General features: G+C 71.3%; 8 protein-coding genes. 7 read left to right on the top strand and 1 reads right to left on the bottom strand.

The features are described from left to right. Together infB and rbfA are read left to right on the top strand one after the other, a co-directional pair. On the top strand, positions 1-2,061 hold a 2,061-nt coding region (gene infB / locus ACXJKG_RS15755; RefSeq protein ID WP_456846689.1), incomplete at its 5' end, for a translation initiation factor IF-2. Positions 2,062-2,143: 82 nt separating this feature from the next. Then, positions 2,144-2,587 (top strand): 30S ribosome-binding factor RbfA, encoded by a 444-nt coding sequence (rbfA, locus tag ACXJKG_RS15750; protein WP_456846688.1) that lies wholly within the window; start codon positions 2,144-2,146, stop codon positions 2,585-2,587. A 51-nt stretch (positions 2,588-2,638) separates the two neighbouring features. On the opposite strand, the gene ACXJKG_RS15745 is transcribed toward rbfA, so the two are convergent. Continuing rightward, positions 2,639-4,060, bottom strand: a complete 1,422-nt coding sequence (locus ACXJKG_RS15745) for a DHA2 family efflux MFS transporter permease subunit (protein ID WP_456846690.1) — start codon at positions 4,058-4,060, stop codon at positions 2,639-2,641. 86 nt (positions 4,061-4,146) lie between these two features. Here ACXJKG_RS15745 and ACXJKG_RS15740 point away from each other — a divergent pair, with 86 nt between their 5' ends. From ACXJKG_RS15740 to ACXJKG_RS15720, 5 genes are all read left to right on the top strand, one after another. Further along, positions 4,147-4,740 (top strand): TetR/AcrR family transcriptional regulator, encoded by a 594-nt coding sequence (locus ACXJKG_RS15740; protein ID WP_456846687.1) that lies wholly within the window; start codon positions 4,147-4,149, stop codon positions 4,738-4,740. Beyond that, positions 4,737-5,681, top strand: a complete 945-nt coding sequence (gene truB, locus ACXJKG_RS15735; RefSeq protein ID WP_456846686.1) for a tRNA pseudouridine(55) synthase TruB — start codon at positions 4,737-4,739, stop codon at positions 5,679-5,681. The genes ACXJKG_RS15740 and truB overlap by 4 nt, the downstream gene beginning before the upstream one ends. A 94-nt stretch (positions 5,682-5,775) precedes the next feature. Continuing rightward, positions 5,776-6,834, top strand: coding sequence for a bifunctional riboflavin kinase/FAD synthetase (locus tag ACXJKG_RS15730; protein WP_456846685.1), 1,059 nt, complete (start codon positions 5,776-5,778; stop codon positions 6,832-6,834). A 92-nt stretch (positions 6,835-6,926) separates the two neighbouring features. Beyond that, a complete protein-coding gene (rpsO, locus tag ACXJKG_RS15725) occupies positions 6,927-7,196 on the top strand; it encodes a 30S ribosomal protein S15 (RefSeq protein WP_028049909.1) in 270 nt (89 codons plus the stop codon). A gap of 215 nt (positions 7,197-7,411) precedes the next feature. Beyond that, positions 7,412-9,652 (top strand): polyribonucleotide nucleotidyltransferase, encoded by a 2,241-nt coding sequence (locus tag ACXJKG_RS15720; protein ID WP_456846684.1) that lies wholly within the window; start codon positions 7,412-7,414, stop codon positions 9,650-9,652. Positions 9,653-9,748 lie beyond the last annotated feature (96 nt).

Raw genomic sequence — 9,748 nt, 5'->3', positions numbered from 1 at the left:
GGCTACGCCGGTCGTCCCGGCGGTGCCGGTGGCGGCGCGCCCGGCGGCGCTCCTGGCGGCGGCGGCGGTTTCGCCGGTCGTCCCGGTGGCGGCGGCGGTCGTCCCGGCGGTGCCGGTCGTGGCAGCACGCAGGGTGCCTTCGGTCGCGCGGGCGGTCGTCCCGTCCGTGGCCGCAAGTCGAAGCGTGCGAAGCGTCAAGAGTTCGAGCAGATGCAGGCCCCCTCGCTGGGTGGCGTGCAGGTTCCTCGCGGCAACGGCAAGACCGTCGTCCGCCTGCGCCACGGCTCGTCGCTCAACGACTTCGCCGACAAGATCGACGCCAACCCGGCCGCGCTGGTCACCGTGCTGTTCCACCTCGGTGAGATGGCCACGGCGACCCAGTCGCTCGACGAGGACACCTTCGGGACCCTCGCCGTCGAGCTCGGCTACGTCATCGAGATGGTGTCGGCCGAGGAGGAGGACCGCGAGCTGCTCGGGGCCTTCGACATCGACCTGGACGCCGAGCTCGAGGCCGAGGGCGACGACGACCTGACGGCGCGGCCCCCGGTCGTCACCGTCATGGGTCACGTCGACCACGGCAAGACCAAGCTCCTCGACGCCATCCGCCAGACGGACGTCGTCGCGGGCGAGGCCGGCGGGATCACCCAGCACATCGGTGCCTACCAGGTGCACACCACGCACGAGGGCCTCGACCGTGCCGTCACGTTCATCGACACCCCGGGCCACGAGGCGTTCACCGCCATGCGTGCCCGTGGTGCGCAGGTGACCGACATCGCGATCCTCGTGGTCGCGGCCGACGACGGCGTGATGCCTCAGACGATCGAGGCGCTCAACCACGCCCAGGCGGCCGGCGTGCCGATCGTGGTCGCGGTCAACAAGGTGGACAAGGAGGGGGCCAACCCCGCCAAGATCCGCCAGCAGCTCACCGAGTACAACCTGGTGGCCGAGGAGTACGGCGGCGACACGATGTTCGTCGACGTCTCCGCCAAGCAGAACCAGGGCATCGACCAGCTGCTCGAGGCCGTCCTCCTCACGGCGGACGCCGCGCTCGACCTGCGGGCCAACGCCGACAAGGACGCACGTGGTGTGGCCATCGAGGCGAACCTCGACAAGGGCCGCGGTGCGGTGGCGACCGTGCTGGTCCAGTCGGGCACGCTCGAGGTCGGCGACGCGATCGTTGCCGGGACGGCCTACGGCCGCGTCCGTGCGATGTTCGACGAGCACGGCGAGCCGGTCCTCGTGGCCGGGCCGTCGCGTCCGGTCCAGGTGCTCGGCCTGACCTCGGTGCCCCGCGCCGGCGACACGTTCATCGTGGCGCCGGACGACCGCACCGCGCGTCAGATCGGCGAGAAGCGCGAGGCGGCCGAGCGTGCCGCCCTCCTGGCCAAGCGTCRCAAGCGCATCAGCCTCGAGGACTTCACGCAGGCGCTCCAGCAGGGCAAGGTCGAGACCCTCAACCTGGTCCTCAAGGGCGACGTGTCGGGTGCCGTCGAGGCGCTCGAGGACGCGCTGCTCAAGATCGACGTGGGCGAGGAGGTCGAGCTGCGGGTCATCCACCGTGGGGTGGGTGCCATCACGCAGAACGACGTCAACCTGGCCACGGTCGACTCGGCCATCATCATCGGCTTCAACGTCAAGTACGCGGAGCGCGTCGAGGAGCTGGCTGACCGCGAGGGCGTCGACGTGCGCTTCTACTCGGTCATCTACCAGGCGATCGACGACGTCGAGGCGGCCCTCAAGGGCATGCTCAAGCCGGAGTACGAGGAGGTGCAGCTCGGTTCCGCCGAGGTGCGCGAGGTCTTCCGGTCGTCGAAGTTCGGCAACATCGCCGGCTCGATCGTCCGGTCGGGCCTCATCCGACGGAACACGAAGGCGCGCGTCACGCGTGGCGGCAAGATCATCGGGGACAACCTGACGATCGAGTCGCTCAAGCGGTTCAAGGACGACGCCACCGAGGTCCGCGAGGGCTTCGAGTGCGGTATCGGCCTCGGCTCGTTCAACGACGTCGAGATCGGCGACACCATCGAGACCTGGGAGATGCGCGAGAAGCCTCGCGCCTGACCCCGGTGATCAACGCCCGCAGGGCGGGCGAGGAATCCTCCTCGCCCGCCCTGCGGTCTCTCAGGAGGAAAGGAACGTTCCGATGGCGGACACCGCCCGCGCCCGCAAGCTCAGCGAGCGCATCCAGCAGGTCGTCGCGCAGATGCTCGACACCCGGATCAAGGACCCGCGCCTGGGCTTCGTGACGGTCACCGACGTGCGCGTCACGGGTGACCTCCAGCACGCCGACGTCTTCTACACCGTGCTCGGCGACGACGCCGCACGCACAGACACGGCCGCCGCGCTCGAGAGCGCGAAGGGCATCATCCGCTCCGAGGTGGGCAAGCAGACCGGGATCCGGCTGACCCCGTCGCTCGACTTCCACCTCGACGCGCTGCCCGACACGTCCGCACAGCTCGACGCCGCGCTGCTCGAGGCTGCTCGCCGCGACCGCGAGGTGGCCGCGCTGGCCGCCCAGGCGAGCTTCGCGGGCGACTCGGACCCGTACAAGAAGGCGGACGCGGACGACGAGGCCGCGGACGACTGACACCGGCACGCACGAACGGCGCCCCCGGCTCGGGGGCGCCGTTCTGTGCGTTCAGGCTCGGACCCGACCGGTGTCTCGCGGCATCCAGACCAGCACGACCAGCGCGCCGAGGGCGACGACGAGGGCGGCGACCAGCGCGGCCGGCTGCAGCCCGGCGACGTACCCCCCGGTTGTCAGGGTGCCGTCGGAGGCGGTGAACACGGCGACCAGCGACGCGACGCCCAGCGCTCCGCCGATCTCCCGGATCGTCGAGTTCACCGAGCTCGCGGTGCCGTGGTCGTCGGGAGCCATGTCGAACAGGACGGCCGTGGCGCTGGGCGCGAACGTCAGGCCCATGCCGATGCCCGCCAGGGCGAGCCCGGGCACCAGGTCGGCGTAGGTGAGCGTGTCGCTGGTGACGATGAGCCCCTGCCAGGCCAGGCCGGCTGCCTGGAGGGCCAGTCCCGTCGTGAGCAGCGGCCGGACCCCGATGCGGGGTGCCAGCATGCCGGCGATGGGCGCGAAGATCATCGGCGCCGCCGTCCACGGGAGCGTGCGGATGCCGGCCTGCAGGGGCGTGTAGCCCATCCCGATCTGCAGGTACTGCGCGAGCAGGAAGACCAGCCCGAACACCCCGAACGAGAACGCCAGCGCGCTCGCGTTGGCCACGGAGAACGACCGCACCCGGAACAGCCTCAGGGGCACCAACGGGTGGTCGGTGCGCGACTCCCGGAACAGGAACGCGCCGATCAGCAGCACGCCCAGGACCAGGCCGCCGATCACGCGGGTGGAACCCCACCCGTCGTCGTTGCCGCGGATGATCGCCCAGACCAAGGAGAGGATGCCGGACCCGGCGAGCGCGAGGCCCGCGAGGTCGAGGGGCTGCCGCCGGCCGAACGACTCAGGCAGCGCCCAGAACACCAGCGGGACGGCGATCAGCGCGACGGGTACGTTGATCCAGAAGATCGCCTGCCACGAGATGCCGTCGACGACGGCGCCGCCGATGACCGGGCCGAGCGCGACCCCGAGGCCGGACACCCCGCCCCAGACGCCGATCGCCATGGCGCGGCGGGAGGCGGGGACGGCGCCGGCGAGCAGCGTGAGCGACAGCGGCATGATCGCGGCGGCCCCGGCACCCTGCAGGGCTCGGGCGGCGATGAGCATCTCGGCGCTGGTCGAGAGCGCCGACGCGATCGAGGCGAGCCCGAACAGGGTGATACCGGCGACGAACACCCGGCGGCGCCCCCAGCGGTCGCCCAGCGTCGCGGCGGCGATCATCAGGGTCGCGAAGCTCAGCGTGTAGGCGTTCACCATCCACTGCAGCTGCTCGAGCGACGCGGAGAGCTCGGTGCGCAGGACGGGGAGCGCGGTCGTCATGACGAGGTTGTCGAGGGTCGCCATGAACATGGGGACGGACGCGGCGATCAGCGCGATCGCGGTGCCACGGCGGCGCGCGATTGACGGCGCTGCGGCTGGCCGGGGCGGTGCCGGCATCGTGACGGTCACGGGTGGCTCCCTTGTTGGCATTGACTGATTACTAACAAGGACGACCGTAGGCATCGGCTGATAACATGTCAACCATGTCTCTCGACCAGACCCGCGACTGGGCCGCGAAGAAGCCCGCCCAGCGCATGAGCGGCGCCCAGCGCCGCGAGGAGATCCTCGTCGCGGCCCGCGTCGTGTTCGCCGAGCGCGGCTACGCCGCGAGCACCGACGAGGTGGCGCGCGCCGCGGGCGTCTCGCAGCCCTACGTGGTCCGGCTGTTCGGCACCAAGCGCGAGCTGTTCCTCGAGGCCTACAAGGTCGCCAGCGCGGAGATCATCGCGGCGCTCTCCAGCGTTCCCGCAGGTCCGGACGCCGGGATGCTCATGGGCGACGCGTACGTCGGCTTGCTGGCCGACCGCAACCTCCTGCGTCTGGTCATGCACGGCTTCATCGCCGGCGCCGACGAGGAGGTGGGCCGCGTCGCCCGCCACACGCTGGGCGAGGCGTTCCGGCTGTTCCGCGAGCGGTCGGGCGCCGACGAGAACGTCGCCCGCCAGTTCGTCGCGCAGGGGATGCTCATCAACGTGCTGCTCGCGGTCGACGCGCCCGCGCACCGCGCCGAGGACGCCGGTCTGGACGCCCTCGTGCAGTGCGTGCAGGACGGGATCGCCGAGCGGYGCACCGCGTGAACCGCACGCACCCGACGGGGGAGCGCAGGCCCACCGCGGCCGACGGCGTCGTCGTTGTCGACAAGCCCGCCGACTGGACCAGCCACGACGTCGTCGCACGCATGCGTCGCCTGGCGAGCACCCGCAAGGTCGGCCACGCGGGCACCCTGGACCCGATGGCGACCGGCGTGCTCGTGATCGGCATCGGCCGCGCGACGCGCCTGCTCACGTACATCGTGGGGGCGGACAAGGAGTACACGGCGACGATCCGGCTCGGGGTCTCGACCACGACGGACGACGCCGAGGGGGAGCCGCTCACGGTGACCGACGCCTCGGCGATCTCGCCGACGGACATCGAGGCCGGCGTCGCCGAGCTGACCGGCCCCATCCAGCAGGTGCCCAGCGCGGTCTCGGCGATCAAGGTCGACGGCCAGCGGGCCTACGCCCGGGTGCGGGCCGGCGAGGACGTCGAGCTGGCCGCGCGTCCTGTGACGGTCAGCCGGTTCGACGTGCACGGGGTGCGGCCGGCGCGGACCGACGAGGGATCGGCCGCGCTCGACGTCGACGTCACCGTCGTCGTCTCCTCGGGCACGTACGTCCGCGCGCTCGCCCGGGACCTCGGCGCGCGGCTCGGCGTCGGCGGCCACCTGACCGCCCTGCGGCGGACCCGGGTGGGTGGCTACGGGCTCGACGTGGCGCGCTCGCTGGACGAGCTCGGCGCCCTGCCGATGGACGCGCCGATCGACGTCGTGCCGCTCGCGGACGCCGCGCGCGCCACGTTCCCGGTGCGCGACCTCAGCGACGACGAGGCGCGCGCGCTGTCGTACGGGCAGTCGATCGGCGTCGTCGAGGGCCAGGGCGGCGCGACCGTCGCGGGCATCCGGGCCGACGGGGAGCTGGTCGCGCTGCTCGAGGAGCGGGGCGGCAAGGTCCGCCCGGCGTTGGTGTTCGCACCCGCTTGAGGCACCGCCTGGCGAGCGCCAGGCCCGCGGGGTGGCAGGCTTGTCGGTCGGGCCCCGGATCTCCACCCCCGGGCACGGACGACGAGGAGCAGGCGTGCAGGTCTGGAGGGAGCTGTCCGACGTGCCCGCGGACTTCGGTCCGTCGGTGGTGACGATCGGCAACTTCGACGGGGTCCACCGCGGCCACGTCAGCGTGCTGCGGCGGATGAGCGCCGACGCCGCCGCGGCGGGAGCGCAGGCGGTCGCCGTGACCTTCAGCCCGCACCCGCAGCAGGTCCACCGGCCCGACACCGCGCCGCCGCTGCTCACGGGCGACGCCGACCGCCTCGAGCTGCTCGAGCAGACCGGCCTCGACGCCGTCCTGCTGCTCGAGTACACGCTGGAGTTCGCGCGGCAGACCCCGCAGGAGTTCGTGCAGCGGTACCTGGTGGACGTGCTGCACGCGCGGACGGTGGTGGTCGGGCGGGACGTGCKGTTCGGCTGGAACAACTCCGGCGACCTGTCGACCATGGTCGAGCTGGGCCGCGAGCACGGGTTCGACGTCGAGGTCATCGAGGACGTGACGCCCGCCGAGTCGGCCGACCCCGGCAGCGCCGAGGACCTCGCGGCCGACCCGCTGCGCCGGCGCTGGTCGTCGACGTGGGTGCGTGAGCTGCTCGACGCCGGCGACGTCGTGCAGGCCGGGCGGGTGCTCGGCCGGCCGCACCGGGTGCGCGGCGTGGTCGTGCACGGCGACGCCCGGGGGCGCGACCTCGGGTTCCCGACCGCCAACCTGTCGCAGGACGCGGAGGGCATGGTGCCCGCCGACGGCGTCTACGCGGGCTGGCTGCGCCGCGTGCTGGACGCGGACGGGAGCGCGGTCGACGCGGCGGACCCGGACCGGGTGCTCCCGGCGGCGGTGTCCATCGGCACCAACCCGACGTTCGACGGAGTGCAGCGGCGGGTCGAGGCGTACGTGCTCGACCGCACGGACCTCGACCTCTACGACGAGGTGGTCGTCCTGGAGCTGGTGGAGCGCCTGCGGCCGACGCTGCGGTTCGACTCGATCGACGAGCTGCTGGTGCAGATGAGGGACGACGTCGACCGCGTGCGCGAGATCCTCGACGGGGCCGGGGTCACACCGGCCGATGCGGGGAGCGAGCCCGCAGCCTGATAGTCTATGGGCGCCGTACGAACGGCCGCGGAACGAGAGAGCCCGGGTGGATATGCCCCGGCGCACCGCGCAACGAGACAACCTGGAGAACCGTGCCGCTCGAAAGTGCCGTCAAGCAGTCCATCATGACCGAGTACGCCACCCACGAGGGTGACACCGGTTCCCCCGAGGTCCAGATCGCGATGCTCACGCAGCGCATCAAGGACCTCACGGAGCACCTCAAGACCCACAAGCACGACCACCACAGCCGCCGCGGCCTGCTGCTGCTCGTCGGTCAGCGTCGTCGCCTTCTCGGCTACCTGCAGAAGGTCGACATCAACCGCTACCGCAGCATCATCGAGCGGCTCGGCCTGCGCCGATAACGCCTCGCACCAGCCCGGACCCGCTCAGGGTCCGGGCTGGTGTGGCGTAACGGCACGTCGTTCCACCACGCATCACCTGCACCACCACACCGCGTCGGTCCGCTCGGTCCGGTCCTCGGTAGTGGCTTCCGGAAGCTCCGCAAGGGGACGTCCGGTGGCCTCGATCGAAGATCGCTCGCGGACGGCCGGCGCCTTCACCAAAGAGGAGGGCACCCGTGGAGGGTCCCGAGATCCAGTTCGCTGAGGCACTGATCGACAACGGTCGCTTCGGCACCCGCACCGTCCGCTTCGAGACCGGCCGCATCGCCAAGCAGGCCGCCGGTGCCGCTGTCGCCTACCTGGACGGCGAGACGACGCTGCTCGCCGCCACGACGGCCGGCAAGCACCCGAAGGAGCAGTTCGACTTCTTCCCCCTGACGATCGACGTCGAGGAGCGGTCGTACGCGGCCGGCAAGATCCCCGGCTCGTTCTTCCGCCGTGAGGGTCGCCCGTCCACCGAGGCCATCCTCGCGTGCCGCCTGATCGACCGCCCGCTGCGCCCCCTGTTCGTCAAGGGCCTGCGCAACGAGGTCCAGGTCGTCATCACCGTGCTGTCGATCCACCCGGACGACTCCTACGACACGCTGGCCATCAACGCGGCGTCCATCTCGACGCAGCTGTCGGGCCTGCCGTTCTCCGGCCCCGTCGCCGGTGTGCGCATCGCGCTCATCGACAACCAGTGGGTCGCGTTCCCGCGGTACTCCGAGCGCGAGCGCGCCACCTTCGACATGGTCGTGGCCGGCCGTGTCGTGGGTGACGACGTCGCGATCGCCATGATCGAGGCCGAGGCGCCCGAGAAGTCCTGGAACCTCATCAAGTTCGAGGGTGGCACCGCCCCCACGGAGGAGATCGTCTCCCAGGGCATCGAGGCGGCCAAGCCGTTCATCAAGGTGCTCGTCCAGGCCCAGCAGGAGCTGGCGTCGAAGGCCGCCAAGGAGACCCAGGCGTTCCCGACGTTCCCCGACTACCAGGACGACGCCTACGCCGCCGTCGAGTCCGCCTCGACGCAGTCGCTGAGCGACGCGCTGGGGATCGCGGACAAGCAGACCCGCGAGAACCGCCTCGACGAGATCAAGGCCGAGGTCGTCGCGCAGCTGTCCGAGCAGTTCGAGGGTCGCGAGAAGGAGCTCTCCGCCGCGTACCGCTCGGTGCAGAAGAAGCTCATCCGCCAGCGCATCCTCACGGACGGCTTCCGCATCGACGGTCGTGGGCTGCGGGACATCCGCACGCTCTCGGCCGAGGTCGAGGTCCTGCCCCGCGTGCACGGTTCGGCGATCTTCGAGCGCGGCGAGACCCAGATCCTGGGTGTCACCACGCTGAACATGCTCCGCATGGAGCAGCAGCTCGACACGCTCTCCCCGGAGACGCGCAAGCGCTACATGCACAACTACAACTTCCCGCCCTACTCCACGGGCGAGACGGGTCGCGTCGGTTCGCCGAAGCGTCGCGAGATCGGCCACGGGGCGCTCGCCGAGCGCGCGCTCATGCCGGTCCTGCCCAGCCGCGAGGAATTCCCGTACGCCATCCGCCAGGTCTCCGAGGCGCTGAGCTCCAACGGCTCGACGTCCATGGGCTCGGTCTGCGCGTCCACCCTGTCGCTGCTCAACGCCGGTGTGCCGCTGCGCGCGCCGGTCGCGGGCATCGCGATGGGCCTCGTGTCCGACACGGTGAACGGCGAGACCCGCTACGCGGCGCTCACGGACATCCTGGGCGCCGAGGACGCGTTCGGTGACATGGACTTCAAGGTCGCCGGTACCCGCGAGTTCGTCACGGCCATCCAGCTCGACACCAAGCTCGAGGGCATCCCCGCCTCGGTGCTGGCCGGCGCGCTGACGCAGGCCAAGGAGGCTCGCCTGGCGATCCTCGACGTCATCGCCGAGGCGATCGACGTGCCCGACGAGATGAGCCCGTTCGCTCCTCGCGTCATCACGGTGAAGGTCCCCGTCGACAAGATCGGCGAGGTCATCGGGCCGAAGGGCAAGATGATCAACCAGATCCAGGAGGAGACCGGCGCCGACATCTCGATCGAGGACGACGGCACGGTCTACATCGGCGCCACCGACGGTCCGTCGGCGGAGGCCGCGCGTGCGGCGATCAACGCGATCGCCAACCCGCACATGCCCGAGATCGGGGAGCGCTTCGTCGGCACTGTCGTCAAGACCACGACGTTCGGCGCGTTCATCTCCCTGTCGCCGGGCAAGGACGGTCTGCTGCACATCTCGCAGATCCGCAAGCTCGTCGGTGGTCGTCGCGTCGAGAACGTCGAAGACGTCCTGGCCGTGGGCCAGAAGGTCCAGGTCGAGATCGGCGAGATCGACCCGCGCGGCAAGCTGTCGCTGCACGCGGTGATCGAGGAGGGTGCGGCCGACGAGGCCGACGCTCCCGCCGAGGGCACGGCCGAGCCGGTCGACGCCTGACGATGCCGCTGGACCTCCCGCTCGTCCGCCCGGGTCAGCCCGGGGCCGAGCAGTCCGTCGGGCAGGACGGCGACGCCATCGTGCGTCGTTCCGTCC

The organism is Cellulomonas sp. P5_C6, from assembly GCF_054049635.1.
This window is presented reverse-complemented; position numbering and strand designations above follow the sequence as displayed.